Raw genomic sequence first — 26365 nt, forward strand, 5'->3', positions numbered from 1 at the left:
GGAAGTGTATCCGCTATGATAGACACGCGACTCGAGACACCAAGGGAGTTTGCGCATGTCCACCGATTTTCTGACCGACATCTCCAACACGCTGGCCCAGATTGAGGCCGAAGGGCTGTACAAGCGCGAGCGAATGATCACCTCCCCGCAAGGCGGGGAAATCACTGTCGGGGACCGGCAGGTGATCAACCTTTGCGCCAACAACTATCTGGGGCTGGCCGATCACCCCGACCTGATCAAGGCGGCCCGGGACGCGATGGATCCCAAGGGGTTCGGCATGGCCTCAGTCCGGTTCATTTGCGGCACCCAGGACATTCACCGGGAGCTGGAGCAAAGGCTGGCCAAGTTCCTGGGCAAGGATGACGCCATCCTGTTCGCTGCCTGTTTCGACGCCAACGGCGGGCTGTTCGAGCCGCTGCTGGGGCCGGAGGATGCGATTATCTCGGATTCGCTGAACCATGCCTCAATCATCGACGGCATCCGGCTGTGCAAGGCCAAGCGGTACCGTTACCTCAACAGCGACATGAACGATCTGGAAGCCTGGCTGAAGCAGGCCCGCGAGGACGGCGCGCGGCATATCATGATCGCGACAGACGGCGTGTTCTCGATGGACGGTTATCTGGCCAAGCTGCCGGAAATCCGGGCACTGGCGGAAAAATACGATGCCATCGTGATGGTGGATGACTGCCACGCCACCGGGTTCATGGGCGCCACGGGCGCCGGCACGCCGGAGCATTTCGGGGTGGACGTGGATATCGTCACCGGGACATTGGGCAAAGCACTTGGGGGGGCCATCGGCGGTTATATCGCCGGGCCGCAGCCAGTGATCGACCTGCTGCGGCAGCGGGCGCGGCCCTATTTGTTCTCCAATTCGCTGCCGCCATCAATTGTTGCTGCCGGGCTGGAGGCGATCCGGCTGGTCGAGGAAGGGGAGGGCTTGCGGGCGCAGCTGTTCGAAAATGCCAGATACTGGCGCGCGGGGCTGGAAGGCTTGGGCTTTGACCTGCTGCCCGGCGAGCATCCGATCATCCCGGTGATGCTGGGCGAGGCGCAGCTGGCGCAGGACATGGCGGCGCGGCTGTTTGACGAGGGCGTTTATGTCTCCGGCTTCTTCTTTCCGGTGGTGCCGCGCGGCCAGGCCCGCATCCGCACGCAGATGAACGCCGCGCTGACGCGGGACGAGCTGGACCGGGCGCTGGCGGCCTTTGGCAAGGCGGGCAAGGAACTGGGGATTGTGTCATGAGCCGTCCGAACACGATGAAGGCGCTGGAAAAGAGCCATCCGCAGGAGGGCCTGTGGATGGTGCAGGCGCCGGTGCCGGAGATCGGCCCTGACGAGGTGCTGATCAAGGTGAAGAAAACCGGCATCTGCGGCACCGACATCCATATCTGGAACTGGGATGAATGGGCGGCGCACACCGTGCCGGTGCCGATGATCACGGGCCATGAGTTCGCGGGCGAAATCGTCGAGATCGGCCGTAATGTCACCGATCTGACGGTCGGGCAGCGCTGCTCCGGCGAGGGGCATCTGATCAAGACGGATTCGCGCCAGAGCCGGGCCGGCAAATTCCACCTGGACCCCGGCACCCGCGGCATCGGGGTGAACGAGCAAGGGGCATTTGCCCAGTATCTGAAGCTGCCGGCCTTTAACGTGGTGCCGCTGCCGGATGACATCCCGGATGAGATCGGCGCCATATTGGACCCGCTGGGCAACGCGGTGCATACCGCGCTGAGCTTTGATTTGTTGGGCGAGGACGTGCTGATCACCGGCGCCGGACCCATCGGCATCATGGCGGCGGCGGTGGCGAAGCACGCAGGTGCGCGGCATGTGGTGATCACTGACATCAACCCGGACCGCCTGAAGCTGGCCCGGCATGTGGTGCCGGCGGTGCGGGCGGTGAACGTGGCCGAGGAAGACCTGCAGGATGTGGTGCGGGAACTGGGCCTGAAACAGGGGTTTGACGTCGGCCTGGAGATGTCCGGCAGTCAGGCGGCGCTGGATCAGATGGTGGAGGCGCTGGTGATGGGCGGCAAGATCGCCCTGCTGGGCATTCCGCCGGGCAAATCGCCGGTCGACTGGTCGCGCATCGTGTTCAAGGCGATCACCATCAAGGGCGTCTATGGGCGGGAGATGTTCGAGACCTGGTACAAGATGATCGCGATGCTGCAGAACGGGCTGGATGTGAGCCGGGTCATCACCCACCGCTTTGGCGCCGATGACTTTGCCGAGGGTTTTGCGTCGATGAAATCCGGGTCCAGCGGCAAGGTGGTGCTGGACTGGGACTGAGGACTGGTTGAGGGGGCTTTGCCCCCTCGCGCCAGCGACGCTCACCCCCAGGATATTTTCAGCCAGAAGAAAGGGATCAGGGAAGGAGCGGCTGGCGGCCTGCTTCTGTCAGTCTCCAGCAATCGCGGCCTTCGAACACCGCAGCGGCCAGCGGGCGGCCGTAGCCGGCGCCGGTGTCGAGGTTGATGCGGTTGCCAAAGTGGCTGGGCTTGTCCACGGGCGTATGGCCATGCACGATCAGCTTCGGGTGTGCGCCGGTGTGCTGGTGAAAGGGCTGCCGGATCCACATCAGATCGTTCTCATTCTGCTGGGACAGCGGCACGCCAGGCCGGATCCCGGCGTGCACGAACGCAAGATCCGGCGTTTCGTAGAGCGCGGGAAGGCTGCGCAGGAATTCAGCGTGCTGCGCTGGAATCCTCTCCTTGGCCCGGGCGTGCAGCGCATCGAGCCGGGTGCGGTCTTCGAAGGCCACCCCGTAGCTAGCCAAGGTTTCGACCCCGCCGATCCGCTCGTGCAGCCAGTGGTAGCCGATCAGAAGATGCGGGTCGTGGCGGGGCGTGTCCTCCATGAACCATTCGAACATCCGGTCATGGTTGCCCTTGAGGCAGATCCAGTTGCGGCCCGCGGCCTGCCCTTGCGCCAGCCGTTCAATCACGCCGCGGCTGTCCGGCCCGCGGTCGGTGTAATCGCCCAGAAAGACGATGCGGGCATCCGGGCCGCCATCCGCCTCAATCAGGGACAGCGCCTGCTCCAGCATGCCGAGCTGGCCGTGGATATCTCCGATCGCATAGATGGGGCTGGTCATATCAGGATCCTTTGCCGCGGCGCTGCCGGGAAACATGAAAACGCCGCCCTTATAGCCGGGCGGCGTTTCCGATTGAACCGTTTACACGTTCCGCACTCAAACCACGTCAAACTCCAGCGGCTTGATCTGGTTGAACAGCCCGGTTTCGGCGAGCTTGGCGCGGGCCTCTGCCGGCACCTCGTCATCCACATAGAGAAGCGCGATGGCTTCGCCGCCCGCCTCGGACCGGCCGAGGGTGAAGTTGGCAATATTGACGCCGTGACCGCCCAGGGTGTGGCCCAGTGCGCCGATGATGCCGGGCACGTCCTCGTTGGTGGTGTAGAGCATATGCGCGCCCACGTCCGCCTCGATGTTGATCCCCTTGATCTGGATGAACCGCGGCTTGCCGTCGGAGAACACCGTGCCGGCCACAGAGCGTTCGCGCTTGGACGTCACCGCGGTCACCTTGATGTAGCCGTCAAAGGAGCCGGATTTATCCTGGTTGGTGGTGGAGATCTGGACGCCGCGCTCCTTGGCTACAACCGGCGCAGAGACCAGGTTCACCTCCGGGTTGGAGCGTTTCATGATACCCGCGATCACCGCGCAGTTCAGCGCGTCCAGGTTCATGCCTGCGGCCACCCCGTCGTAGAGGATGTTGATTGCCCTCAAGGGCTCGTCGGTCATCTGGCCCACGAAGGAACCCAGGTGGTCCCCCAGCTTGATCCACGGGCCCATGACCTTGGCTTCCTCAGCGGTGACGCTGGGCATGTTGAGCGCATTCTCAACCGCGCCGGTCAGCAGGTAATTGGACATTTGCTCAGCCACTTGCAGGGCCACGTTTTCCTGGGCTTCGGTTGTGGCGGCGCCCAGGTGCGGGGTGCAGACCACATTGGGCAGGCCGAACAGGGCGTTTTCCTTGGCCGGTTCCACCGAGAACACATCAAAGGCGGCGCCTGCCACATGGCCAGAGGTCAAAAGCTCTGCCAGTGCGGCTTCGTCCACCAGGCCGCCGCGGGCGCAGTTAATGATGCGCACGCCCTTCTTGGTCTTTTCCAGGTTTTCCTTGGACAGGATATTGCGGGTCTGGTCGGTCAGCGGCACATGCAGGGTGATGAAGTCGGCGCGCGCCAGCAGCTCGTCCAGCTCAACCTTTTCGACGCCCATCTTGTCGGCCTTGTCGTTGCTGAGGAAGGGGTCGTAGGCGACCACTTTCATCTTCAGCCCGCGCGCACGGTCGCAGACGATGCCGCCGATGTTGCCGGCGCCGATGACGCCGAGGGTCTTGCTGGTCAGCTCGGTGCCCATGAACTTGGACTTTTCCCACTTGCCAGCATGGGTGGAGGCAGAGGCCTCCGGCAGCTGGCGGGCGACGGCAAACATCATTGCGATGGCATGTTCGGCAGTGGTGATCATGTTGCCAAAGGGCGTGTTCATCACAATAACGCCGCGCTTGGAGGCAGCTTCCTTGTCGATGTTGTCGGTGCCGATGCCGGCCCGGCCGATCACCTTGAGGTTTTCGGCGTTTTCCAGGATTTTTTCCGTCACCTTGGTGGCGGAGCGGATCGCAAGGCCGTCGTACTGGCCGATGATTTCGGCCAGCTTGTCCTTGTCCTTGCCCACGTCGGGCAGGAAGTCGACGTCGATGCCGCGGTCGCGGAAGATCTGGACGGCGGCCTCAGACAGCTTGTCGGAGATGAGTACTTTGGGAGCCATGTCTGTGGTCCTTGGAATGTCTGTGCTAGGACGGCGGGCGTTGCCGCCCGCCCAAGAGGTTGCTCAGGCGGCTTCGGTCTGGGCTGCGATCTCGGCCTCAAAGGCCCATTTGATCCAGGGCATCAGAGCCGCCACGTCGGTGGCCTCAACCGTGCCGCCGCACCAGATGCGCAGGCCCGGGGGCGCGTCGCGGTAGGCACCGATGTCATAAGCCACGCCTTCACTTTCCAGACGCTTGGCCACGGCCTTGGCAAAGGCAGCGCCGTCCTTGATGCGTTCGTCAGCGAACTTGAGGCAGACTGAGGTGTTGGAGCGATATTCCGGCTGTTCCGCCAGGAAGGCAATCCAGGGGTTGTCCTGCACAAAGCTTTGCACTGCAGCGAGGTTGGCATAGGCGCGTTCGCGCAGGCCTTCCATGCCGCCGACGGTGCGGGCCCAGTCCAGTGCCAGCAGGTAGTCCTCCACCGCCAGCATCGAGGGCGTGTTGATGGTGGCACCCTGGAAGATACCGTCGATCAGCTTGCCGCCCTTGGTCAGGCGGAAGATCTTGGGCAGCGGCCAAGCGGGTGTGTAGCTTTCCAGCCGTTCGACGGCGCGGGGGCTGAGGATGATCATGCCGTGCGCCGCTTCGCCGCCCAGCACCTTCTGCCAGGAGAAGGTGGTCACATCCAGCTTGTCCCAGGGCAAGTTCTGGGCGAAGGCGGCAGAAGTGGCGTCGCAGATGGTCAGCCCTTCGCGGTCCGCCGGGATCCAGTCGCCGTTCGGGACCCGCACGCCGGAGGTGGTGCCGTTCCAGGTGAACACGACGTCATTGGTGAAATCGACAGAGGCAAGATCCACGATCTGGCCGTAATCGGCGGTTTTGACAGTCGCGTCCAGCTTGAGCTGTTTCACAACGTCGGTCACCCAGCCGGAGCCGAAGCTTTCCCAGGCCAGCATTTCCACACCGCGGGCCCCCAGCAGGTTCCACATCGCCATTTCCACCGCGCCAGTGTCGGAGGCGGGCACAATGCCGATCTTGTAACCGGCGGGGATGTTCAGAATTTCACGGGTGCCTTCGATCGCCGCCTTCAGCTTTTCCTTGCCCACCGCAGCGCGGTGCGAGCGGCCCAGCGGCGCGCCTGCAAGTTTTGTCAGGTCAAAGACGGGAGGTTTGGCGCAAGGGCCAGACGAAAAACGCGGATTGGCCGGCCGCGCGGCAGGTTGTTCAATAGCCATAAATGCTACCCTTCCAGATAAGCGCCCCTCGTTGGGGAGGGGTGTCCCGCCATCAGAGCTAGTGTGCTGCAGCGCGGCACGCAACAGAAATTTCAGAAAAATGCGGCTGTTCATCTGTTTTTTGCGACATGAATTTCCACCATCGGAAACACAACAAACGCCAAGGAAAGTTGTTGCCCTAGGAATCTTCATGTGATTCTATTGAGAGGCCCACCGGCGTTTCATGCATAATCTTGGCGGATTAGCAGCCCTTTTTGGGCTTCGAGCGTCGGTGCGGCTTCACCGGAACAGTCTTGGGTCCCGGCTTATTGGTCGTCCGTACGGTGCGGGGCACCTTCTTACACGATTTGGCCACTTAACATCACCTCCTTCCTGGAGCAGTCGCTACCAGATCTAGTGTGCCAGCGGGCCTCTCCCCCACCATCAATGAGTCGCACACAATAAAGCAAGCAAAAAGAGTCGCTTAGGTCTTAAAACAGGTCGCGTTTTAGCCTAAGGCCATCAAAGAACAGATTTGGAGCCCGCCAATGTACACCGCCACCCTGCTTTGCAACCCTGCCCAACCGGTGCTGGAGCCCGCGCTGATCGAATCGCTGCGCAATGCCTGGGGCGGCGATGAGGCTGTTTGGCTGGCGCTGGGGGTAGCGGCGGAGTTTCCGTTGAAACAGATGCCGGACAACCGCTGGGACGTCTGGGCCGACCTGCAGGGGATGGGTGTGGATCTGGTCATTCAGCCCAGCGCCGGGCGCAGGAAGAAGATGCTGCTGGCCGACATGGACTCCACCATGATTCAGCAGGAATGCATTGATGAGCTGGCCGAGGAGGCAGGCGTCGGCGCGCGCGTGAAAGACATTACCGCCCGGGCGATGAATGGCGAACTGGATTTCGAGGGGGCGCTGACCGAGCGGGTCGGGCTGCTGAAGGGGCTGGCGGAATCGGTGATCACCAAGGTGCTGGAAGAGCGCATCACCCTGATGCCCGGCGGCAAGCAGCTGCTGGCAACGATGAAGGCGGATGGCGCCTATGCGGCGCTGGTGTCAGGCGGGTTCACGGCGTTTACCGCACGGGTGGCGGCAGAGCTTGGATTTGACGAGAACCGCGCCAATACGCTGCTGGCCGAGGACGGCAAGCTGACCGGAGAGGCCAGCCGCCCGATTCTGGGGCGGGAAGCCAAGGTGGAGGCGCTGGAGCAAATCACTGCGCGGCTGGGGATCAGCGAGGCGGATGTGATTGCGGTGGGTGACGGCGCCAATGACCTGGGCATGCTGAAGCGCGCCGGCGCGGGCGTGGCGCTGCATGCCAAGCCTTCGGTCGCGGCGGAGTGCGATATCCGCATCAACCACGGCGACCTGACGGCGCTGCTGTACATCCAGGGCTACGCCCAGGACGATTTCAAAGGCTGACAATTTACATGCTGGAAGTGGGTTTTGAGACCCTGCTGCTGTTGCTGGCAGCGGGGTTCGCCGCCGGATTCATCGACGCGATTGCAGGCGGCGGCGGGCTGATCACCGTTCCGGTTCTGCTGCTGGCCGGGGCTAACCCGGTCACCGCGCTGTCCACCAACAAGATCCAGGGTATGTTCGGCGCGGCGACCGCCGCGGCCACATACGCCCGGGCCGGGCATGTCGACCTGAAGGCCCAGATCCGGCCGGCGCTGATTGCCTTTGCCGCGGCGGTTGCGGGCGCGTTTCTGGTCGCCTACCTTCCTACCGAATGGATCCGGATGATCCTGCCGGTGGTTCTTATCGGGATTGCGATCTTCTTTGCCCTTAAGAAGGGGCTGGACGATCAGGACCGGCACCGCCGCCTGTCGCCAGCCCTGTTCTCTGCAACCATGATCCCCTTGTGCGGCGCATATGACGGGCTGCTGGGACCGGGCGCGGGCAGTTTCTATATGCTCGCCTTTGTGTCGCTGGCGGGATACGGCATCCTGCGTGCAACCGCCCACACCAAGCTGCTGAACTTCGCTTCCAACGCCGGCGGGTTGGTGGCGTTTTCGTTTTTTGCGACGCCCTGGTGGGTCACCGGCCTACTGATGGGCTGTGCGCAGATCGCCGGGGCGCGCGCGGGTGCCGGGCTGGCCAGGAAACAGGGGGCGAAGGTGATCAAGCCGCTGCTGGTGGTGACGTCGGTAACGCTGGCAGCCAAGCTGCTGTGGGATATGATGTGACGGCCGGGTTCGGCCGCTCCTATATTTAACCCTTTACTTAATTAACATTAATGCTAAAAATAGGCATGACACCGATTCTGAAGTCCTTTGCCGCCCTGTCGGACGAAACCCGCCTGTCGATTGTGGATCAGCTGATTTCGCAAGGCGAGTTGCCCGCCGGGGATCTGGCCCCTGGCGCCGGCATTTCAGCCCCTGCTATTTCCCGCCATTTGAAAGTCTTGCGCGAGGCCGGGCTGGTGACGCAGCGCGCCGACGGCACACGGCGGCTGTATTCCGCACGTCCCGAAGGACTGCGGATGATTGCCGAATGGACCCAGTCGCGCCGCGCCTTCTGGGAAGGAAGCCTGGACAGGCTGGAAGCGGCCCTGATGGAGGAAGGCGCATGAGCGACCTGCAGCTGAAACGGACCTTTCCGGTCAGCCCGGAGAAGCTGTTTGCCTGGGTAACCACCCCTGAGAAACTGTTGAAATGGTGGGGACCGGAAGGGGTTTCCATCCCGGAACATGACCTGGATCTGAGCCGCACCGGCGCCTGGTATTCGGTGATGCAAAACAGCGACGGGCAGCGGTTTCATGTCTCTGGCCAGGTGACCCATGTGGATGTGCCGAGATCCGTTGGCTTCACCTGGGCCTGGCATGAGGAGGACGGCAGCCGCGGCGCCGAGAGCCATGTGACCTTTACCGTTGCCGCCGCCGGGGACGGCGCCATGCTGGTGGTCGATCACCGTGATCTTGGCGATGATGAAATTGCCGCGCGGCACAAAGAGGGCTGGACCTCCACCTTGCGCAAACTGGAGGCACAGCTGAGCGCAGAATCCTGAACCGTCAACAAAACTAAGGGAGTAGACCAATGCCACAGTTCATTTTCGCCTATCATGGCGGCAAGACCCCGGAGAGCGAGGAAGAGGGCGCCAAGGTCATGCAGGCCTGGAAAGACTGGATGGCATCGATGGGCGACGCCCTGAAGGTGCCGGGCGCACCGGTTGGGATGTCCAAGACCGTCAGCGCAGGCGGGGTTGCGGATAATGGCGGTGCCAATCCGCTGTCCGGCTACTCAGTGGTGGAAGCGGCTGATCAGGATGCCGCCTGCGAAATGGCCAAGGGCTGCCCGATGGTGGCGGATGGCAACGGTTCGGTCGAAGTCGCTGAAATCATCGAGATGGAGATGTAAGACAAATGCCCCGGATCTGCGTCCGGGGCATTTGATTTCAGAACAGCAGCTCAGCAGCAGGTCGGATTGACCCGCATTCCAGCCCGCGGCGGCTGTAGAGCATTTTGTTCATATACTTGCGGGTCTCCGGGTGCTCTGCGTCCAGCACACCAAGGCTGACCATCAGCGCCGCAATCGCGCATTCGCTGGCGCGGGTGCTGCCGTCGGCAATCTTCAGCGCGACGCCCAGTTTCTGCTCCGGCAGGATGGCGATGAACACCGCCTCGGCCCCGGTCTTGATCGCGGCCTTGCCGCCCATCGCTCGCATCAGGTTGGTGCAGCAGCGGGTCTCGCCGGCCACCAGTTCGGGATGCGCGGTCATGGCTGCAACCAGCTGCTGCGCAGCATCCGAGGCGCGGTCGGAACGGTCTGCGGCGCTGGCGAACCAGGCCATCGACCGCGCCAGCCCGGTGACGGTGGTGGCAAAATTCGGGGCCGAGCAGCCGTCGATACCGTAGCCCGGGCTGTCCTGGCCGGTGGTTTCCTCAAACGCGGCCAGGCAGGCCTGCTGCACCGGGTGGTCCACCTCGATATATTCCGAACCGCCGCCCAGATACTGGTTCAGGGTCAGGAAGCCCGCATGTTTGCCGGAGCAATTGTTGTGCACCTGGCAGGGGCTGTTGTCGGTCTTGATCAGCTCGTTGCGGGCGGGAATGTCGTCCGGCAGCTGCGGGCCGCAGCGGAAGTCGTCATCATCCATGCCCAGCTGATCCAGCCAGGCGTTGACCCGGTCCGTGTGGATATGCGCGCCGTTGTGGGAGGCGCAGGCCAGCGCCAACTGTTCAGACGTGAGCCCGTAGCGCGCGGCAGCGCCGGAGGTGATCAGCGGCAGCGCCTGGATCATCTTGGCGGAGCTGCGCGGATAGATCACAGCATCCGGGTCGCCCCAGCTGCGCACCACCTGGCCGCTGTCGTCGCAAATGACGGCATGGCCCAGGTGCAGGCTTTCCAGCAGCGGGCCGCGCCAGACTTCGGCCATGGGCACTGGATTCGGCATGATGTCTCCCCTCGTGTTTGCATGCGGATTTCTGGGCGAAATCCTGCCAAAACGCACTTTCGCCCGTGGTGCTAGTTACGTTAGTGTGCTTGTGTAGCGCAAGCGAGGGGATCGGGACCAGACAGCGGATGAACGCTGCGGGCCCTTTGCTTGGTTTTGAGGTATGAAAGAACAGTCTTGGAGTCGGGACAAATGGCATTGAAACTCGCCCGCGTGGCTGCGGGCCTGTGTCTGGCAGCATTGGCAACCGCCGCAATTGCGCAAGAAACGTCGAACAACCGGGTTGCGGCCAAGGTGGATTGGAGCGTTTTCGAAGGCAATGATCCGAATGAATGCTGGGGGGTTTCCGCACCGAAGGAAACCGTGAACACCCGCGACGGCCGCGTCGTGGCCGTGCGCCGCAGCGAGATCCAGCTGTTTGTCACCTTCCGCAGCAGCGACGCGCCCAAGGGCGAGGTGAGCTTCACCGGAGGCTATCCGTTTGCGCCGGGGTCGACCGTGAATCTGGCCATTGGCGAATCCGAGTTCGAGCTGTTCACCGAGGGTGAATGGGCCTGGCCGGCAACGCCCGCGGATGATGCCAAGATCGTCACCGCCATGAAGCGCGGCACCGATGCAGTGCTGACCGCGCGATCAGCCCGCGGCACCCAGACCAAAGACACCTTCTCTTTGCTGGGCTTCACCGCCGCGGTGGAAGACGCTGAAAAGCGGTGCAGCAAGTGACCTCCTTCGCCGCATGAAAGACGCCAGCCCCTGCCCCCCGCGCCGGTTTTTCTTGCCAGAGATCCACTGGGCGCGCAGCATGAGGCAGGAGCTGCCTGCCGTGCTGCTTTGCGTTTTCGGGTTCTTGCTATTGATGGCTCAACCCGGTTTTGCCGATCCCGCGCTTGAGTGCAGCGATGCCGGCTCTCAGATGGAAATCGGCGAATGCGTCGCCAACGACGAAGCGCGTGTTGAGACCGCATTGGCCATGGCATTGCGCTTTGCCCGGGATGGCGCGGAAGATCTCGACAAGATCACAGAACGAAGCGCTGCGGTTCCTGCGCTGGAGGCCGGGCAGACGGCGTGGGACGCCTACCGTGAGGCGCATTGCGCCTATGCCGGGGCGACATACGGCGGCGGGTCCGGCACTGGCATTGCGATCCGTTCGTGCAGGATAACACTTGGGCGCGCCAGAGTTGATGAACTGATGCAATACGCCCGGTGACGTGCTCCGACGGCTTTTTCACAGGATTCCTTTTGATCTCTGACGGGAATCCTATATAGAGCCGCATCCGCACACCATCACCCGAGGCTTTTGCCATGACTGCCAGCGCGCCGATCACCCAGGATGTTATGACCCTGCCCCGCAAGGAGCCTGAGGGCGGCAAGATCAATCTTGTAGGTCTGACCCGCGATCGGATGCGCGACGTGCTGATCGAGCACGGCACCCCGGAAAAGCAGGCCAAGATGCGGGTCGGTCAGATCTGGCAGTGGATCTATCAGTGGGGCAAGCGCGACTTTGCCGATATGACCAACTTGGCTAAGGCTTACCGCGCGCAGCTTGCGGAGACCTTTGAGATCCGCATCCCAGAAGTGGTGAGCAAGCAGGTCTCGACCGACGGCACCCGCAAATACCTGGTGCGGATCAATGGCGGCCACGAGGTCGAGGTGGTCTATATCCCTGAGGATGACCGCGGCACCCTGTGCATTTCCTCCCAGGTGGGATGCACCCTGACCTGCTCCTTCTGCCATACCGGCACCCAGAAGCTGGTGCGTAACCTGACCCCGGCCGAAATTGTCGGCCAGGTGATGATGGCGCGCGACGATCTGGAGGAGTGGCCGGTGCCTGGCGCGCCTAAGGAAGAGACGCGCCTGCTGTCGAACATCGTGCTGATGGGCATGGGTGAGCCGCTTTATAACTTTGACAACGTGCGTGACGCGATGAAGATCGCGATGGACCCGGAGGGCATCTCCCTCAGCCGCCGCCGGATCACGCTGTCGACCTCTGGCGTGGTGCCTGAGATCGCCCGCACGGCGCAGGAAATCGGCTGCCTGCTGGCGATTTCCTTCCATGCCACCACGAACGAGACCCGCGACGTGCTGGTGCCGATCAACAAACGCTGGAACATCGACGCGCTGTTGCAGGCGCTGGCCGATTACCCGAAGGCGTCGAACTCTGAGCGGATCACCTTTGAGTATGTGATGCTGGACGGGGTGAATGACTCGGACGAGGACGCGCACCGGCTGATCGAGCACATCAAGCGTTACAACATCCCAGCCAAGATCAACCTGATCCCGTTCAATGAATGGCCGGGCAGCCCGTACAAGCGGTCCTCCAACAACCGCATCCGGGCCTTTGCCAATATTGTCTATCAGGCCGGCTACGCCTCGCCGATCCGCAAGACCCGCGGCGACGACATCATGGCGGCCTGCGGCCAGTTGAAGTCGGCCACTGAGCGCGCCCGCAAGAGCCGCAGCGGGGCCGAAGCCGGGATGAAGTGACCCGGCTCCGGCCCCGCTGCGGCAGGGTCCCCGGCTGCCTTAACTGAAGATGAAGTCGTCTGCGGCCAGCCCGCCGGTATAGCCGGTGAGCTCAATATCGTGGCTGCCGTAATAGCTGATCAGCGTATTGCCGCCCTGCTCGGTGATGGTCAGATCGGCAAAGCCGGTGATCGCTGTATCCGAAAACTCGATCTTGTCGTTGCCCCTGCCGAAATCGGTGATGGTTTCATCTTCCCAATAGTCCGCCCTTACGAAGACAAAAACGTCTGCGCGGCCGCCGCCGGTCAGCACATCTGAACCGTCGCCGCCAACAATTCTGTCACGGCCGCCGCCGCCGTTCAGGGTATCATCGCCGCGGCCGCCGAACAGCGTGTCATTTCCGCCATTGCCGCGCAGGATATCGCTGTCATTGCTTCCGCCCGAATAGTCCCCGCTGTCTGAACCGCCATGAAGCACGTCGTGCCCCTTGCCGCCCCAAATCCGGTCACTGCCCTGGCCGCCGCTGACAGTGTCCGAACCGCCGCCGCCGAACAGCTTGTCGTCCGCTTCGCGCCCCAGAACTGTATCGCTGCCGCCCTTGGCCCGGATCACCGTATCCTGGCCGGTCGCAAGAACCGTCTCTGAACGTGCGCTGGCCTCAATCACAACGCGCCCGGCCCGGTTGAGAAGTGCGGTCCAGCCTTCGGTGCCGGCGGTTCCGCCATACAGATGCTGAAGAGCCTGAAGATCGAACGTGCCGAGTTCGGTGGCGTTGTAGCCGCCGTAATTGTAGGTCATGACCGAATGGGCCTGGTCATCAAGGTGCGCGGCCAGCGTGTTTTCACCGTCATGCGGGTGCTCCAGCCCGACAGCATGGCCGATCTCGTGAAGAATCGTTTCATAGCCGTAGGAGCCCGGTGCCATGCTGCTGCCCTGGATTGCCAGCTGCCCCTGCCCGGTGGAGTAGCCGCTGGACCAGGCGTAATGCGCCCAGCCTGCAGCGCCGCCGCCTTCGTAGCCAAAGACATTGATCATTGCCGGGCCGCCGGTTTCAACAAAGACCAGCCCCGCGGCCTCCTCGTATTCGGCCATGGCCAGGCGGAAATAGCCGCGCTGCGTCTCGTTGAAGGACCAGTAGCTGGTTGCGCCATAGGGATCGCTCGCGGCGTCGCCCAGTTCACCGCTGCCGACGAAACTGTAGGTCACCACAGCCTGGGTGCCGAGGCCCGCCTGACTGTTCCAGCGGTAGTTTTCGTTCGACGTATAGGCCAAAAGTGACGTGTAGTTTGAGACTTCGGACATCCTTGCTCTCCACTGCTCCACCACCGGCAAGATATTGATCGCAATTGCGGCCAAGATTGGCCGGTTTTCAGGCGCACCCGGCATAAACACGTTAAGGTTTTCTGAAAATGGCGGATACTTGCGTATCAGCGCACTAGCCGGGCGCGGATTTTGGCCGGTCCACTGGGTCCGGTAGCAGGTACTTCAGCTGCCCGCGCAGCTGTTGCAAAGCGGGCACAGCGGCTGAGGGTTCCGCCACCGCCCCATTCTTTCCCCAATCCGGTTCCATTTCCGCCGCTTGCGGCAAACAGTTTCCAGATTACGGACAATCAAATTTCAGAAGGAAACGCAGATGGCTCCGACAGGACACAAGGCCGCCCCGATTGACCCCAGCGTGCTGGATCTGATCCGCAGCGAACGGCAGAAAGCCCTGAGCCCGCGGGAATGGAAATTCCGCCTGCGCGGTTTTGGCTATGCCGTAAAGACTGTGGAAGGCGCCCAGATCCTTACCCGGCTGACCACCGGCGACGAGGTCGGTAAGCTGCCGCCGGAATTCGCCTGATCCCGGCAGCACGTTTTTCTGGTGCTCAGCGCTCGCGGCCGGGCAGGTTCTCGCGCGGCGGAGCGGGTTCCCAGTTGTCGATGATCTCCACCGCTTCTTTGGCGGTGTCGACAAAGCGGAACAAATCAAGGTCCTGATCCGAGATGGTGCCGGCGTCTGCCAGCGCATCCCAGTTGATGATCTTCTCCCAGAAGGCCTTGCCGAAGAGCAGGAACGGCACCCGTTCCATGCGGCCGGTCTGGATCAAGGTCAGGCTTTCGAACAGCTCATCCAGTGTGCCGAAACCGCCCGGAAACACGGTGATCGCCCGCGCCCGCATCAGGAAATGCATCTTACGGATCGCAAAATAGTGGAAGTTGAAGCTGAGGTCCGGCGTCACATAGCTGTTGGGCGCCTGCTCATGCGGCAGCACGATCGACAGGCCGATGGAATGGCCGCCTGCATCCAATGCGCCGCGGTTGCCCGCCTCCATCACACCGGGGCCGCCGCCGGTCACCACGACATTCTGACGGCCGCCGCTTGCCTTTGATTTTTCAGTCATCAGCCGGGCAAATTCGCGTGCCTCGTCATAGAAATGCGACAGGTCCGCCAGCGTCTGGGTGCGCGCCGTGTCCTTGTGCGCAGGATCCGGAATGCGGGCGCCGCCGAACATCACGATCGTGCTTTCGATACCGTGCTCGTCCAGCATCAGCTCTGGCTTCAAAAGCTCCAGCTGAAGGCGTACCGGGCGCAGTTCGTCCCGGCACAGAAACTCCTCATCAGCGAAGGCCAGCCGGTAGGCGGGGGCCTGGGTCTGCGGGGTGGCAGGCACATGTTCGGCCCGGTCCCGGTCGGAGTGTGCGTCGCGGAGGCGGCTGTGGCGGTCTTCGGTCATAAGCAATCCAAGTAAAACAGCAGGACCTCCTTTGTAACCGTCCTTGGCCGTTAGCGCCAATCAAGAATGCATCAGAACGCGCTGTTCCGCTTGCCCTCAGGCATGGTGCAGCTAAGGTTCCGGCGCAGCAGGCAGGAGGGCGGCGCATGGACTGGCGGAGTGAAATCAAGGCAGCAGACGAGCGCATCCGTCCGCATGTGCAACAGACACCGGTGATGCAGGCCCGGGGATTCGGGTTGGAGTATCCGCTGGAGTTGAAGCTGGAGCACATGCAGCACACAGGCAGCTTCAAGGCCCGCGGCGCCTTCAATACGCTGCTGAGCCAACCCGTGCCTGCAGCCGGGCTGGTGGCAGCCTCTGGCGGCAACCACGGTGCGGCAGTTGCCTTTGCTGCGCATCAGCTGGGCCACAGGGCGCGGATCTATGTGCCGGAAATGGCTGGTCCCGCCAAGATATCCCTGATCGAACGCACCGGCGCCGATCTGCAGGTGGTCCCCGGTGCCTATGCCAACGCGCTGGAACAGGCCCAGACCTATGAGCGGGAGACAGGGGCGATGCAGGTCCACGCCTATGACGCACCCGCCACTGTCGCGGGACAAGGCACCTGCTTTGCCGAATGGCAGTCCCAGGGGCTGCAGGCCGATACCCTGCTGATTGCAGTGGGCGGCGGCGGGCTGATTGCCGGCGCGCTGGCATGGTTCCAGGGCGCAAAGAAGATCGTCGCGGTGGAGCCGGAAACCTCCTGTGCACTGAATGCCGCTCTGGCGGCGTGTCAGCCTGTGGATGTGGAAGTCTCCGGCGTGGCCGCCAACGCGCTGGGTGCCAAACGGATTGGCAATATCTGCTTTGAGCTGGCCAGGGCACAGGCCACCACCTCACTCACCGTTCCGGACAGTGCCATCACGCAGGCCCAGACCGCCCTGTGGCGCGAACGCCGGATACTGGTGGAACCCGCGGGCGCCACCGCACTGGCGGCGCTGATCTGCGGCGCCTACAGGCCGGCGCCGGGCGAACGTGTGGCGGCATTGATCTGCGGCGGCAACATTGCCCCGGACCCGCTGGGATAGCCCTTGCGGGCCGGAATCCGCACGGGTATCGCCAGTATATGTCAGCAACCATCGCCGATACGATCTATCACGCTTTGAGTGAGCGCATCATCACCGGCAGCCTGCCTGCGGGGGAGAAGCTGCGCCAGGACCATATCGCGCGGGAGTTCGAGGCCAGCCATGTGCCCGTACGCGAGGCGCTGTTGCGGCTGGAGGCGCACGGGCTGGCGGTGTCCGAACCCCGCCGCGGCACCCGTGTCAGCGCCCTGAACCCTGCCGAGATCCGTGAAGTGATCGAAATGCGGGTGGCGCTGGAGGTGCTGGCCCTGACCCATGCGTTTGCCCGCCTGACCGAAGAGGACATCGACGCCGCGGAGGCCGCCCGCCTGGCCTGCGACGCGGCAGAGGACATGGCCAGCTGGGAGCGGCTTAACCGTGGGTTTCACAAAGTGATCCTGGCCCCCTGCGCAATGCCCCGGCTGCTGGCCTCGATCGACGATCTGCACATCGCTGCCGCCCGGCATCTGTTTGCCAACTGGCAGCACCAATGGAGCCGCAGGGTGGACGCAGACCATGCCGCCCTCGTGCAGGCGATGGCCCGGCGCGATGCCGCCGGAGCCTGTGAAATTCTGCGCCGCCACCTGCGAAGGGTACGCTGACCGGCTGCAATCCGGCAAAACGCCGTCAGGGGCGGCAATTTGGACGCAATCCGGACATGACCTGTGGGCAGATTGCCGCTATGAAGCTGCGACTCAAACCGATGCCGGAGGAACATCCATGTCCAACGCCCAGCTGGAAGCAGCGATCGAAGCCGCCTGGGAGGCGCGCGACACCATCACCCCCGCCACCACCGGCGAACAGCGTGAAGCTATTGAAGACACCCTGAATGCGCTCGATTCGGGCAAGCTGCGGGTGGCCGAAAAGCTGGAGAACGGTGACTGGCACGTGAACCAGTGGGCCAAAAAGGCGGTGCTGCTGGGCTTTCGCATCAAGGACATGGAAATCCACGAAGGCGGCCCGCAGGCCGGCGGCTGGTGGGACAAGGTCGACAGCAAGTTTGCCGGCTGGGGCGAGGCAGACTGGAAAACCGCAGGCTTCCGCGCGGTGCCCAACTGCGTGGTCCGCAAATCCGCCTATATCGCGCCCGGCGCAGTGCTGATGCCCTCTTTCGTGAACCTCGGCGCCTATGTCGATGAAGGCACCATGGTTGACACCTGGGCCACCGTCGGCTCCTGCGCGCAGATCGGCAAGAACGTGCACCTGTCTGGCGGCGTTGGCATCGGCGGCGTGCTGGAGCCGATGCAGGCCGGCCCTACCATCATCGAGGACAACTGCTTCATCGGCGCCCGTTCGGAAGTGGTCGAGGGCTGCATCGTGCGCGAGGGCTCGGTTCTGGGCATGGGCGTATTCATCGGCAAGTCGACCAAGATCGTCGACCGCGAGACCGGCGAAGTGATGTACGGCGAAGTGCCGCCTTATTCCGTTGTGGTGGCTGGTTCGATGCCGTCAAAGAACAACATCAGCCTTTACTGCGCGGTGATTGTGAAGCGCGTTGATGAGAAGACCCGCTCCAAGACCGGCATCAACGAACTGCTGCGCGACTGACCCGCGCTGCCATCCAGAATGCCAGCAACGCGCCCCTTGCCGGGCGCGTTTTTCTTTGCGTACGGCGGCCGGGGCTTTGCCCCGAACCCCAGGATATTTTCAGCCAGAAGAAGACTGGATCCTCTATTTGCCTGACCCTTAAATATCCCGGGGTGAGGCCGCTAGGCCGAGGGGCAGAGCCCCACCTGTGCAAAACCCTTGCCGCGCAATAAGCCTGCTGCTAACAACATTACATCTACACATAAGAGGGTCAGATGCAGACCATATTTGCCCAGCGCGCCCGCCTGCCCCAAGGTTGGGCAGAGAATCTTCGGCTGACGATTGCTGAGGGCCGGATCTCTTCCCTGGAAACCGGGACCGAACCGCAAGCAGGCGATGCCCGGGTGGATGTGCTGCTGCCATCGCTGGGCAACCTGCACTCCCACAGTTTCCAGCGCGCTATGGCGGGCATGACTGAGTACCGCGCCGCAGGCAAGGACAGCTTTTGGACCTGGCGTGAGCTGATGTACCGGTTCATGGACCGCATCACGCCTGAGCAGTACGAGGCCATTGCCGCACTGGTGTTCATGGAGATGCTGGAAGCCGGGTATGCCTCTGTAGGTGAATTCCACTATGTCCATCACCAGCCGGGCGGCGCGCATTTCGGCTCTGTCACGGAACTCAGCGAGCGGGTGTTTGCCGCCGCTGGCCAGACCGGTATTGGCCTGACCCACCTGCCGGTGCTTTACACCTATGGCGGCGCAGGAAAGCAGGCTCTGAATGGGGGGCAACTGCGGTTTGGCAACTCGGTTGCCGAATTTGCTGAGCTCGTTGCCCGCGCGCGTGAAGTCGCAGACCGGGACCTGCCGCAGGATGCCCTTGTCGGCATCGCGCCGCACTCGCTGCGCGCCACCTGCCCCGAGGATCTGGCCGAAGTGCTGCAGATCCAGGATGGGCTGCCGGTGCATATCCATATTGCCGAGCAGCCCAAAGAAGTGGCCGACATCAGCGCATGGCTGGGCGCGCGGCCGGTGGAATGGTTGCTGGACAATGCTGCAGTTGACGGCAAGTGGTGCCTGATCCACGCAACCCACATGACCGGCTCCGAAACCAGGGGCATGGCGCGGTCCGGCGCAGTGGCGGGCTTGTGCCCGATTACCGAGGCCAATTTGGGCGACGGTCCGTTCAACGGTGTGGAATACCTGGGCGAAGACGGAGCCTTTGGTGTCGGATCAGACTCTAACGTGCGGATTTCGCTTCCGGAGGAGCTCCGCACGCTGGAGTACTCGCAGCGCCTGCGCGATTTGGCGCGAAATGTGCTGGTGCCGGGCGAAGGTTCGGTTGGCGAAACCCTGTATCTGGGCGCAGCGAAAGGCGGGGCGCAGGCCCTGGGCCGGGATGCGGGGCGAATCGAAGAGGGCGCACTGGCAGACCTGACGGCGATAGACAGCAGTGTGCCTGCTCTGTGCGCGCTGAAACCGGAGCAGCTGCTGGACGGCCTGTGCTTTGCTGCAGGTGACGACACGGTCACGGACGTTTGGAGCGCCGGGCGCCATGTGGTGCATAATGGCTGCCACGTTGCGCGGGGCAGTGTTGTTGCAGGTTACAAGACGGCTATCAAAGAGCTTCTGAACAGTCTCTAAACAGGGAAAAACCGCACTTGGATCACAGTCCCGCCGCCGGTGACCACTGCGTCGGCGGAGGCCCCGGTCAGGATGCCTTCCCCGGGACCAAGGCGGTCTCCGCCCGCAGTTTCCAGGCTGCCGGAGACAGCAAACAGCGCGTACTGCCCTTCAACCTCCGGCACCGGGCCGTCTGCAAGGATTGCGGATACTGCCGACACCCGTGCCGGATCATAAATCACATTGAAAGCCCTGCAGGGACCATCACGCAACCGGCAGTCCAGCGGCAACCCGCCATCAAAGCACAGCGGTTCCAGCGGCCTGGCCTGCAGCCTTGTGGTTTCATGCGACAGGATGTGCCCGGCCCCTTCGACGATGCAATGGATACGGGCGAGGCCAGGGAACGCGGAGAACGGGCCGTCGCGGGTGATATCCGCCAAGCTCAGGCGCCAAACCGTCGTTCCGTCTTCAGTGCGCGACGCCAGTTCCCGGGTCACACCGCCGCCGTTCTTCCACGGCACTGGATGGGCAGTCAGGGCGGAGAAGCGCATTACAGAGTCCTTGCAGCCAAACTTGCCGCACAGTCATAAATCCCGGATGACCGGGACTGCAAGCGTACCGTTTCCCGCTCATCCCGCTTGCGGCGGCACAGTAATTTGATTGACCACCCCCCGCCCCGGCGCTATGGCGGCGGCATGGAAAAGAAGAAACCCTCCCGCCAGCAAGTCTATACCCTTCTTGTCCAAATCGGCCGCAAGGACGGGGACGGCCTGCCCGACGGCGCCACAGGTGCTGCGCTGATGGTCTATGCCTCCGGCATTGACGAGGCCGAAGCGGTGCGGGAAACCGTAGCGATCCTTAAGCAGGCCGACACTGCGCCGCTGGACGTCACCGGCTATGGCACGCTGGAAGAGCGTGAGGCCGAAGGCCATGAGATCGGTGAAGAAGAGCGTGGCCTGATGCAGCGGGCGCTGGAGGAAAACGCAGTGATCGTCGCGCAGATGACACCGTTCTTCGACGGCGAGGAGCCAGTGTTTCACTGACTTCCGGCTTCAGTTCTTGCTGCCGAACCATTTGCGGTAGAGAGCGTCATAGCTGCCGTCCTCCTGCATTGCCAAAAGCGTCTGGTTGATTTCCTCCACCAGCGGCGAGCCCGCCGGAAAAACCAGCCCGTAGTTTTCGCGCAGGAAAGGCTGGCCGACGGTTTGCCCGAATTTGTGACCGCCTTGTTTTTCGTAAAAGTTCAGCACCGGTGCGTCAAAGACAACAGCCTTGATCTCACCCGCTTCAAAGGCAGCCAGCATGTCCTGCAGACCGGAGTAAGCGGCGTAGTCGATCTCGCGCCGGTCCAGGAAACCTGCGGCGGTCGAGCCGCCTATGGTGCCCACGGACCTGCCGTAGAGATCATTCACCGAGTTCACGGAGCCGCTGATCGCTTCGACGGTCATCACCGCGGTGATCTTGGCGACGAAGACCGACACGATAAACAGCGACGAGACCACCAGCACAACACCGAACATGCGGCCGACCGGCGTGCGTGGCACGCGTTCCTCGAAGCCGCCGTTCACCACCAGATTCAGCGCCCACCAGAAGGAAGGGAACCAGGCTTCTTTCAAGGGGCGGTCGAAATAAGGCTGGGCGCGGCGTTCAAAGACCCACATCATCATGCCGCCGCCGAACAGCAGCAAAAAGGCGATGCCGATGGCGGCTGCCAGATCCCAGGACAGAAGCGCCCGCAACAGCGACGGTTCGCGGATGTCATCTGCCTGCACCATGATCTGCAGCCCGCTCTCGAAGATCGGATGACTGAAGTCCATCCGGATCTCGCGGGAGGCCGTGATGGAAATGTTTGCCGCAGCCAGATCCGCCTCGCCATTGCCAACGCCTTCCAGCATCTCTGCAAAGCTGGCAGTGCGGTTGATGCGGTATTCCAAGTCCAGCCGCCCGGCCAGAATTTTGAACAGTTCCAGCGAGAACCCGGTGTCGCGGCCCTCTTCCACCATGGAAAACGGCGGCCGGGTGACTGTGTTGACCGTGAGCACCTGCGCATGGAGCAGTTGCCCCCAAAGCATGAACAGGGCGGCGGTGATCAGACGAAGATGCAGCACGGAAACGCTCGGATTGGCCTCTGACAGGGTTTCAACGTCCTTAGGCGGATCACAATTTTCACGCAAGCGCTTTGGCCGCGGCGGCAGAATTGCAGCCGGAACTGTGTCAGTCGATCCGCTGAACGTTCGGCTGCCCCCCCTTGTCTGCAGCGGCCGGCCCTGAAGCGCATGCGCCCCGGTATCAGCGCGAAAGCAACACTGACGCTTGCCAGTTTGCATCGCAAGGCAAGCGGGTACGGTTTCGGGTTCCAATGTCTTTACCGCCTGCGGCCGTGCGGCAAGCAGTTATTGCGCCGGTTACGCCTTTCTGGCTGTGAATTGCACCGCGTGCCGATCCGCGCTACGGCTGTGCCAACCGGAACCCGAGGAGCCCGCAAATGCCGCAAACCGATCCCGCCCGCCTGACTGCTGACCTGATCCGCTGCCCGTCGGTCACGCCTGAGGAAGGCGGCGCGCTGGTGCTGCTCGAAGACCAGCTAAGCAGTGCAGGTTTTGAGTGCACCCGCACCGATCGCGGCGGGGTCAGCAACCTGTTTGCCCGCTGGGGCACCAAGGGGCACGCCAGAACATTCGGCTTTAACGGGCACACCGATGTGGTCCCGCTAGGGGATGTGGATGCTTGGACCATGCCCCCCTTTGGCGCCGAGGAGAAAGAGGGATTCATGTACGGGCGCGGCGCCACTGACATGAAGTCTGGCGTTGCGGCCTTTGCCGCCGCTGCCGTGGATTTTGTGCAGGACACCCCGCCGGATGGCGCCATCATCCTGACCATCACCGGAGACGAGGAAGGCGACGCAACCGACGGGACCACGGCTTTGTTGGATTATATGGAGCGTGCGGGCGAGCAGATGTCGGTCTGCCTGGTGGGAGAGCCCACTTGCCCCAATGAGATGGGCGAGATGATCAAGATCGGCCGCCGCGGCTCAATGACGGCGTGGTTCACGGTGACGGGCGTGCAGGGGCATTCGGCCTACCCGCACCGCGCCAACAACCCGCTCAATGCAATGGCGCGGCTGATGGACCGGCTGGCCAGCCATGAACTGGACCAAGGAACCGAGCATTTCGATGCCTCCACGCTTGCCGTTGTCACCATCGACACCGGCAACACGGCAACCAATGTGATCCCGGCGCAAGCCGCGTCCGCCGTCAACATCCGTTTCAACGACGCGCATTCCGGCGCCGGCCTGACAGAATGGCTGCGGGGTGAGGCGGACAAGGTGGCCGCGGAATTCGGGGTGGAAATCGGTATGAGGGTTAAGATTTCCGGAGAGAGTTTCATCACTCCGCCGGGCCCGCTGTCTGACCTGGTTTCCAGGGCGGTCGAGGCGGAGACCGGACGCAAGCCGGAACTGTCGACCACCGGCGGCACTTCGGACGCTCGGTTCGTGAAAAATCACTGCCCTGTAGTAGAGTTCGGCCTGGTCGGCAAAACCATGCACCAGGTGGACGAACGGGTCGAGGTTGCCCAGATCCACCAGCTGAAAGCCACCTACACCCGCATTCTGCAAGGCTACTTTGCCGGGGCGTGATTTCACGTGAAACGTACCCTGATCATCATGGTCAAGGAGCCGCGCCCCGGCCGGGTCAAGACCCGGCTCGGACGTGGCATTGGCGTGATCCCGGCCACCTGGTGGTTCCGCCATCAATCCGCCCGTCTGATCCGCATCTTGCAGGATCCGCGCTGGCAGATTGTGCTGGCAGTGGCACCGGACAGGGCGGTGCGTTCCAAGGTCTGGCCTGCTGGTCTGACACGTCTGCCCCAGGGCAATGGAGATTTAGGGGACCGGATGAGACGGATGCTTCGGGCCGCGCCGGGCCCTGCCTGCCTGATCGGCGCCGACATTCCCAGCATCACCCGCGCTCATATCGCCCGCGCCTTTTCCGTCCTTGGGGATCATGACGCGGTCTTTGGGCCGGCGGCGGACGGCGGTTACTGGCTGGTGGGCGCCAAGCACCCTGCCCGCCTGCCGTATGGCCTGTTCGATAGTGTCCGCTGGTCCACTGAATATGCGCTGTCCGATACCCTGAAAACCCTGCCGGGATGGCGCATCGCGCTGACCGGGACTCTGCAGGACGTCGACACGGCCGCAGATCTGCCGCGGCACTGATAGCGCGCTTTTCATCATGACGCCGCCCCCGCGCCATGTTACGCGGGAAGTATGAGCCGTATTCCCTCCAAGGCCGAAATCCTCGACTGGATCTCCGCCAACCCGACCCATACCTCCAAGCGCGACATTGCCAAGGCCTTTGGCATCAAGGGCGCGGACCGCATCGATCTCAAGCGCATCCTGAAGGAGCTGGAGGCCGAAGGGCATTTGCAGAAGCGCAAAAAGACCTACCGCGATCCGGACCAGCTGCCGCCGGTGACGGTGCTGCAGGTAAAGGCGCCGAACGACGACGGCGACCTGTACGGGCGGCCCCTGGAATGGCACGGTGAGGGCGTGGAACCCATCATCCTCATCCTGACCAAGGCTTCGGACCCGGCGTTGGGAGAGGGCGACAAGATCCTTGTGAAGCTGCAGATGGTCCCGGATCAGGATCACAATTACGAAGCCCGCCTGATCCGCCGTATCGGAACCAACCCCAAGCGGGTTCTGGGCATCTTCCGCAAAGGATCAGAGGGCGGGCGGATCGTGCCAGTTGATAAGGCCGCTTCGACTGAATGGAGTGTCGCGCAAGATGCGGCAAATGGTGCCCGGGACGGCGAGCTGGTTGAGGCCGAGCAGGCAGGCCCCAAGGGCCGCATGGGCCTGCCCCGCGCCCGCATCGTGGAACGGCTGGGCGACCCTACGGCGCCCAAGGCGGTGTCGCTGATCGCCATTCACCAGCACGGTATTCCCGACCATTTCCCCGATCCGGTGATGGCAGAGGCCGATGCTGCCAAGCCCGCAGGCCTGAAGGGGCGAGAGGATTTGCGCGAACTGCCGCTGGTCACCATCGACCCCGCCGATGCGCGCGATCATGATGATGCCTGCTATGCCCACGCCGACGACGACCCCAAGAACCCCGGCGGCCATGTGATCTGGGTGGCCATTGCCGATGTCGCTGCCTATGTGCGCCCCGGCTCGGCGCTGGACCGCGAAGCAAGGAAGCGCGGCAATTCCAGCTACTTCCCCGACCGTGTGGTGCCGATGCTGCCGGACCGGCTGTCGGGTGACCTGTGCTCCTTGCACGAAGGCGTGCCGCGGGCCTGTATCGCGGTGCGGATGCAGGTGGATGCCGAGGGCAACAAGATTGCCCACAAATTCGTGCGCGGGCTGATGCGCTCTGTGGCCTCGCTCAACTACGCTGAAGTGCAAGAGGCGCAGGACGGCAGTCTGAACGCCAAGACCGCGCCGCTGCTGGACGATGTGATCAAGCCGCTGTTTGCCGCTTACAAGGCTCTAACACAGGCAAGATCCGCGCGTGAGCCGCTGGATCTGGACCTTCCAGAGCGCAAGATCGTTCTCGATGAGGACGGTAACGTTACCTCGGTTGCCTTCCGCGACCGGTTGGACGCGCACAAACTGATCGAGGAGTTTATGATCCTCGCCAATGTCGCCGCGGCTGAAACGCTGATCAAGAAACGGTCGCCGCTGCTGTTTCGTGTGCACGAGGAGCCAGCCCAGGAAAAGCTGGAGGCACTGCGCGAGACCGCGCAGGCGGCAGGCCTCAGCATGGCCAAGGGGCAGGTGCTGCAGACCCGGCATCTGAACGCACTGCTGAACCAGGCCGCGGGGACAGATGATGCGGAGCTGATCAACATTTCCACGCTGCGCTCGATGCAACAGGCCTACTACAACCCGGAGAATTTCGGGCATTTCGGCCTGGCACTGCGGAACTATGCGCATTTCACCTCCCCGATCCGCCGCTATGCCGACCTGATCGTGCACCGCTCGCTGATCTCCTCGCATGGCTGGGGGGATGACGGGCTGGATGCCGCGCAAATCGAGCGGCTGGAGGAGACGGCCACCCATATCTCTGACACCGAGCGGCGGTCGATGATTGCGGAGCGCGACACCACGGACCGCTATTTGGCATCCTATCTCAGCGAGCGGGTTGGCAATGAGTTCGAAGGCCGGATCAGCGGTATTGCCCGGTTTGGAGCCTTTGTGAAGCTGAATGAGACCGGTGCCGACGGGCTGGTGCCGGTGCGCTCCATCGGGCGGGAGTTTTTCCACTTCGATGCACAGGCCGGAACGCTGACAGGGGCGGACACCGGCATGACCCTGGCCATCGGCCAGCGGGTCACAGTGCGGCTGACACAGGCAGCGGCCGTCACCGGCGGGCTGGAGCTGGAGCTGCTGGCGCTGGAAGAGGTCCCTATGCCCGCGGGCGGGGGCTCCTCACGCGGCCGCCGCAGCCCGGCAGGACGAACCGTGAAGCGAAAGGCCGCCAAGTCCAAGCACAAGGCGGCCAAGGTGAAGCGCAAAGTCGAGCGCAAGCGGCGGAAATAGACGTCTGCCCCA

At 63.0% G+C, this 26365-nt stretch carries 27 protein-coding genes; 19 read left to right on the top strand and 8 right to left on the bottom strand.

Features of this window, described 5'->3' with window-relative positions; genetic code table 11:
- Positions 1-55: 55 nt before the first annotated feature.
- Positions 56-1243 (top strand): glycine C-acetyltransferase, encoded by a 1188-nt coding sequence (locus AC5STB_RS05810; protein ID WP_495442026.1) that lies wholly within the window; start codon positions 56-58, stop codon positions 1241-1243.
- Positions 1244-1257: 14 nt separating this feature from the next.
- Entirely contained in the window at positions 1258-2286 is a 1029-nt protein-coding gene (tdh, locus tag AC5STB_RS05815) for an L-threonine 3-dehydrogenase (RefSeq protein ID WP_495444562.1), read from the top strand.
- A 76-nt stretch (positions 2287-2362) separates the two neighbouring features.
- Here tdh and AC5STB_RS05820 read toward each other — a convergent pair whose 3' ends face one another.
- The 3 genes from AC5STB_RS05820 to AC5STB_RS05830 all read right to left on the bottom strand — a co-directional run bounded on the left by AC5STB_RS05820 (position 2363) and on the right by AC5STB_RS05830 (position 6001).
- Positions 2363-3091: a metallophosphoesterase family protein gene (locus tag AC5STB_RS05820; RefSeq protein ID WP_495442027.1), complete on the bottom strand. Its 729-nt coding sequence runs from the start codon at positions 3089-3091 to the stop codon at positions 2363-2365.
- A 96-nt stretch (positions 3092-3187) separates the two neighbouring features.
- Positions 3188-4783 carry a phosphoglycerate dehydrogenase gene (serA, locus tag AC5STB_RS05825; protein WP_495442028.1) on the bottom strand — a complete coding sequence of 532 codons (1596 nt, stop codon included), beginning with the start codon at positions 4781-4783 and terminating at the stop codon, positions 3188-3190.
- Between the two features lie 63 nt (positions 4784-4846).
- Positions 4847-6001 carry a phosphoserine transaminase gene (locus tag AC5STB_RS05830; RefSeq protein ID WP_495442029.1) on the bottom strand — a complete coding sequence of 385 codons (1155 nt, stop codon included), beginning with the start codon at positions 5999-6001 and terminating at the stop codon, positions 4847-4849.
- A gap of 527 nt (positions 6002-6528) precedes the next feature.
- Between AC5STB_RS05830 and serB the strand changes: the two genes are divergently transcribed.
- The 5 genes from serB (at position 6529) to AC5STB_RS05855 (ending at position 9341) form a co-directional block, all read left to right on the top strand.
- Positions 6529-7404: a phosphoserine phosphatase SerB gene (gene serB / locus AC5STB_RS05835; RefSeq protein WP_495442030.1), complete on the top strand. Its 876-nt coding sequence runs from the start codon at positions 6529-6531 to the stop codon at positions 7402-7404.
- Between the two features lie 8 nt (positions 7405-7412).
- Entirely contained in the window at positions 7413-8171 is a 759-nt protein-coding gene (locus AC5STB_RS05840) for a TSUP family transporter (protein WP_495442031.1), read from the top strand.
- 65 nt (positions 8172-8236) lie between these two features.
- Positions 8237-8557 (top strand): ArsR/SmtB family transcription factor, encoded by a 321-nt coding sequence (locus AC5STB_RS05845; RefSeq protein ID WP_495442032.1) that lies wholly within the window; start codon positions 8237-8239, stop codon positions 8555-8557.
- Positions 8554-8991, top strand: a complete 438-nt coding sequence (locus AC5STB_RS05850) for an SRPBCC family protein (protein ID WP_495442033.1) — start codon at positions 8554-8556, stop codon at positions 8989-8991. The genes AC5STB_RS05845 and AC5STB_RS05850 overlap by 4 nt, the downstream gene beginning before the upstream one ends.
- A gap of 29 nt (positions 8992-9020) precedes the next feature.
- Complete coding sequence (locus tag AC5STB_RS05855) at positions 9021-9341, top strand: YciI family protein (protein ID WP_495442034.1); 321 nt, start codon at positions 9021-9023, stop codon at positions 9339-9341.
- 37 nt (positions 9342-9378) lie between these two features.
- Here the strand turns inward: AC5STB_RS05855 and AC5STB_RS05860 are convergent, their stop codons facing one another.
- Positions 9379-10377, bottom strand: a complete 999-nt coding sequence (locus tag AC5STB_RS05860) for an asparaginase (protein WP_495442035.1) — start codon at positions 10375-10377, stop codon at positions 9379-9381.
- Between the two features lie 192 nt (positions 10378-10569).
- Between AC5STB_RS05860 and AC5STB_RS05865 the strand changes: the two genes are divergently transcribed.
- From AC5STB_RS05865 to rlmN, 3 genes are all read left to right on the top strand, one after another.
- A complete protein-coding gene (locus AC5STB_RS05865; protein ID WP_495442036.1) occupies positions 10570-11100 on the top strand; it encodes an invasion associated locus B family protein in 531 nt (176 codons plus the stop codon).
- A gap of 133 nt (positions 11101-11233) precedes the next feature.
- Positions 11234-11584, top strand: coding sequence for a lysozyme inhibitor LprI family protein (locus AC5STB_RS05870; RefSeq protein ID WP_495442037.1), 351 nt, complete (start codon positions 11234-11236; stop codon positions 11582-11584).
- A 95-nt stretch (positions 11585-11679) separates the two neighbouring features.
- Positions 11680-12861: a dual-specificity RNA methyltransferase RlmN gene (gene rlmN, locus AC5STB_RS05875; RefSeq protein ID WP_495442038.1), complete on the top strand. Its 1182-nt coding sequence runs from the start codon at positions 11680-11682 to the stop codon at positions 12859-12861.
- Between the two features lie 39 nt (positions 12862-12900).
- Here the strand turns inward: rlmN and AC5STB_RS05880 are convergent, their stop codons facing one another.
- Positions 12901-14142, bottom strand: a complete 1242-nt coding sequence (locus AC5STB_RS05880) for a type I secretion protein (RefSeq protein ID WP_495442039.1) — start codon at positions 14140-14142, stop codon at positions 12901-12903.
- Between the two features lie 331 nt (positions 14143-14473).
- Between AC5STB_RS05880 and AC5STB_RS05885 the strand changes: the two genes are divergently transcribed.
- The gene (locus AC5STB_RS05885; protein WP_495442040.1) at positions 14474-14683 is read left to right on the top strand and encodes a hypothetical protein; all 210 of its coding nucleotides are present in this window, start codon (positions 14474-14476) and stop codon (positions 14681-14683) included.
- A gap of 25 nt (positions 14684-14708) precedes the next feature.
- Here AC5STB_RS05885 and AC5STB_RS05890 read toward each other — a convergent pair whose 3' ends face one another.
- Positions 14709-15557 (bottom strand): LOG family protein, encoded by an 849-nt coding sequence (locus AC5STB_RS05890; protein WP_495442041.1) that lies wholly within the window; start codon positions 15555-15557, stop codon positions 14709-14711.
- Between the two features lie 146 nt (positions 15558-15703).
- Between AC5STB_RS05890 and AC5STB_RS05895 the strand changes: the two genes are divergently transcribed.
- The 4 genes from AC5STB_RS05895 (at position 15704) to AC5STB_RS05910 (ending at position 19830) form a co-directional block, all read left to right on the top strand.
- The gene (locus AC5STB_RS05895; RefSeq protein ID WP_495442042.1) at positions 15704-16624 is read left to right on the top strand and encodes a threonine/serine dehydratase; all 921 of its coding nucleotides are present in this window, start codon (positions 15704-15706) and stop codon (positions 16622-16624) included.
- 38 nt (positions 16625-16662) lie between these two features.
- Entirely contained in the window at positions 16663-17262 is a 600-nt protein-coding gene (locus AC5STB_RS05900) for a GntR family transcriptional regulator (RefSeq protein WP_495442043.1), read from the top strand.
- Positions 17263-17380: 118 nt separating this feature from the next.
- Positions 17381-18208, top strand: a complete 828-nt coding sequence (gene dapD, locus AC5STB_RS05905) for a 2,3,4,5-tetrahydropyridine-2,6-dicarboxylate N-succinyltransferase (RefSeq protein ID WP_495442044.1) — start codon at positions 17381-17383, stop codon at positions 18206-18208.
- A 254-nt stretch (positions 18209-18462) separates the two neighbouring features.
- Positions 18463-19830: a formimidoylglutamate deiminase gene (locus tag AC5STB_RS05910; RefSeq protein WP_495442045.1), complete on the top strand. Its 1368-nt coding sequence runs from the start codon at positions 18463-18465 to the stop codon at positions 19828-19830.
- Here AC5STB_RS05910 and AC5STB_RS05915 read toward each other — a convergent pair.
- Entirely contained in the window at positions 19827-20360 is a 534-nt protein-coding gene (locus AC5STB_RS05915) for a HutD/Ves family protein (protein WP_495442046.1), read from the bottom strand. The genes AC5STB_RS05910 and AC5STB_RS05915 overlap by 4 nt on opposite strands.
- A gap of 144 nt (positions 20361-20504) precedes the next feature.
- On the opposite strand from AC5STB_RS05915, the gene AC5STB_RS05920 reads away from it, so the two are divergent.
- Positions 20505-20852, top strand: coding sequence for a DUF8846 family protein (locus AC5STB_RS05920; protein WP_495442047.1), 348 nt, complete (start codon positions 20505-20507; stop codon positions 20850-20852).
- A gap of 9 nt (positions 20853-20861) precedes the next feature.
- On the opposite strand, the gene AC5STB_RS05925 is transcribed toward AC5STB_RS05920, so the two are convergent.
- Entirely contained in the window at positions 20862-21881 is a 1020-nt protein-coding gene (locus AC5STB_RS05925) for a transporter substrate-binding domain-containing protein (RefSeq protein ID WP_495444563.1), read from the bottom strand.
- A 413-nt stretch (positions 21882-22294) separates the two neighbouring features.
- Between AC5STB_RS05925 and dapE the strand changes: the two genes are divergently transcribed.
- The 3 genes from dapE to rnr are packed head-to-tail and all read left to right on the top strand — an operon-like array spanning position 22295 to position 26353.
- A complete protein-coding gene (gene dapE, locus AC5STB_RS05930; RefSeq protein ID WP_495442048.1) occupies positions 22295-23446 on the top strand; it encodes a succinyl-diaminopimelate desuccinylase in 1152 nt (383 codons plus the stop codon).
- Between the two features lie 6 nt (positions 23447-23452).
- Positions 23453-24025, top strand: a complete 573-nt coding sequence (locus tag AC5STB_RS05935; protein WP_495442049.1) for a TIGR04282 family arsenosugar biosynthesis glycosyltransferase — start codon at positions 23453-23455, stop codon at positions 24023-24025.
- Between the two features lie 51 nt (positions 24026-24076).
- On the top strand, positions 24077-26353 hold the full coding sequence (gene rnr / locus AC5STB_RS05940) for a ribonuclease R (RefSeq protein WP_495442050.1): 2277 nt from the start codon (positions 24077-24079) through the stop codon (positions 26351-26353).
- The last annotated feature ends 12 nt before the right edge of the window (positions 26354-26365 follow it).

This window comes from Leisingera sp. CC-HEC093 (assembly GCF_059429195.1).

What these genes read in the sequence shown, in the direction of transcription:
- AC5STB_RS05820 (WP_495442027.1), bottom strand. Translation starts at nt 3,091, where the DNA reads ATGACCAGCCCCATCTATGCGATCGGAGATATCCACGGCCAGCTCGGC.
- AC5STB_RS05895 (WP_495442042.1), top strand. Translation starts at nt 15,704, where the DNA reads ATGGACTGGCGGAGTGAAATCAAGGCAGCAGACGAGCGCATCCGTCCG.
- AC5STB_RS05910 (WP_495442045.1), top strand. Translation starts at nt 18,463, where the DNA reads ATGCAGACCATATTTGCCCAGCGCGCCCGCCTGCCCCAAGGTTGGGCA.
- AC5STB_RS05855 (WP_495442034.1), top strand. Translation starts at nt 9,021, where the DNA reads ATGCCACAGTTCATTTTCGCCTATCATGGCGGCAAGACCCCGGAGAGC.
- dapD (WP_495442044.1), top strand. Translation starts at nt 17,381, where the DNA reads ATGTCCAACGCCCAGCTGGAAGCAGCGATCGAAGCCGCCTGGGAGGCG.
- dapE (WP_495442048.1), top strand. Translation starts at nt 22,295, where the DNA reads ATGCCGCAAACCGATCCCGCCCGCCTGACTGCTGACCTGATCCGCTGC.
- rlmN (WP_495442038.1), top strand. Translation starts at nt 11,680, where the DNA reads ATGACTGCCAGCGCGCCGATCACCCAGGATGTTATGACCCTGCCCCGC.
- AC5STB_RS05880 (WP_495442039.1), bottom strand. Translation starts at nt 14,142, where the DNA reads ATGTCCGAAGTCTCAAACTACACGTCACTTTTGGCCTATACGTCGAAC.
- AC5STB_RS05865 (WP_495442036.1), top strand. Translation starts at nt 10,570, where the DNA reads ATGGCATTGAAACTCGCCCGCGTGGCTGCGGGCCTGTGTCTGGCAGCA.
- AC5STB_RS05920 (WP_495442047.1), top strand. Translation starts at nt 20,505, where the DNA reads ATGGAAAAGAAGAAACCCTCCCGCCAGCAAGTCTATACCCTTCTTGTC.
- serB (WP_495442030.1), top strand. Translation starts at nt 6,529, where the DNA reads ATGTACACCGCCACCCTGCTTTGCAACCCTGCCCAACCGGTGCTGGAG.
- AC5STB_RS05900 (WP_495442043.1), top strand. Translation starts at nt 16,663, where the DNA reads ATGTCAGCAACCATCGCCGATACGATCTATCACGCTTTGAGTGAGCGC.
- AC5STB_RS05845 (WP_495442032.1), top strand. Translation starts at nt 8,237, where the DNA reads ATGACACCGATTCTGAAGTCCTTTGCCGCCCTGTCGGACGAAACCCGC.
- AC5STB_RS05870 (WP_495442037.1), top strand. Translation starts at nt 11,234, where the DNA reads ATGGCTCAACCCGGTTTTGCCGATCCCGCGCTTGAGTGCAGCGATGCC.
- AC5STB_RS05925 (WP_495444563.1), bottom strand. Translation starts at nt 21,881, where the DNA reads ATGCTTTGGGGGCAACTGCTCCATGCGCAGGTGCTCACGGTCAACACA.
- AC5STB_RS05840 (WP_495442031.1), top strand. Translation starts at nt 7,413, where the DNA reads ATGCTGGAAGTGGGTTTTGAGACCCTGCTGCTGTTGCTGGCAGCGGGG.
- AC5STB_RS05860 (WP_495442035.1), bottom strand. Translation starts at nt 10,377, where the DNA reads ATGCCGAATCCAGTGCCCATGGCCGAAGTCTGGCGCGGCCCGCTGCTG.
- AC5STB_RS05810 (WP_495442026.1), top strand. Translation starts at nt 56, where the DNA reads ATGTCCACCGATTTTCTGACCGACATCTCCAACACGCTGGCCCAGATT.
- AC5STB_RS05885 (WP_495442040.1), top strand. Translation starts at nt 14,474, where the DNA reads ATGGCTCCGACAGGACACAAGGCCGCCCCGATTGACCCCAGCGTGCTG.
- AC5STB_RS05915 (WP_495442046.1), bottom strand. Translation starts at nt 20,360, where the DNA reads ATGCGCTTCTCCGCCCTGACTGCCCATCCAGTGCCGTGGAAGAACGGC.
- rnr (WP_495442050.1), top strand. Translation starts at nt 24,077, where the DNA reads ATGAGCCGTATTCCCTCCAAGGCCGAAATCCTCGACTGGATCTCCGCC.
- AC5STB_RS05890 (WP_495442041.1), bottom strand. Translation starts at nt 15,557, where the DNA reads ATGACCGAAGACCGCCACAGCCGCCTCCGCGACGCACACTCCGACCGG.
- serA (WP_495442028.1), bottom strand. Translation starts at nt 4,783, where the DNA reads ATGGCTCCCAAAGTACTCATCTCCGACAAGCTGTCTGAGGCCGCCGTC.
- AC5STB_RS05830 (WP_495442029.1), bottom strand. Translation starts at nt 6,001, where the DNA reads ATGGCTATTGAACAACCTGCCGCGCGGCCGGCCAATCCGCGTTTTTCG.
- tdh (WP_495444562.1), top strand. Translation starts at nt 1,258, where the DNA reads ATGAAGGCGCTGGAAAAGAGCCATCCGCAGGAGGGCCTGTGGATGGTG.
- AC5STB_RS05850 (WP_495442033.1), top strand. Translation starts at nt 8,554, where the DNA reads ATGAGCGACCTGCAGCTGAAACGGACCTTTCCGGTCAGCCCGGAGAAG.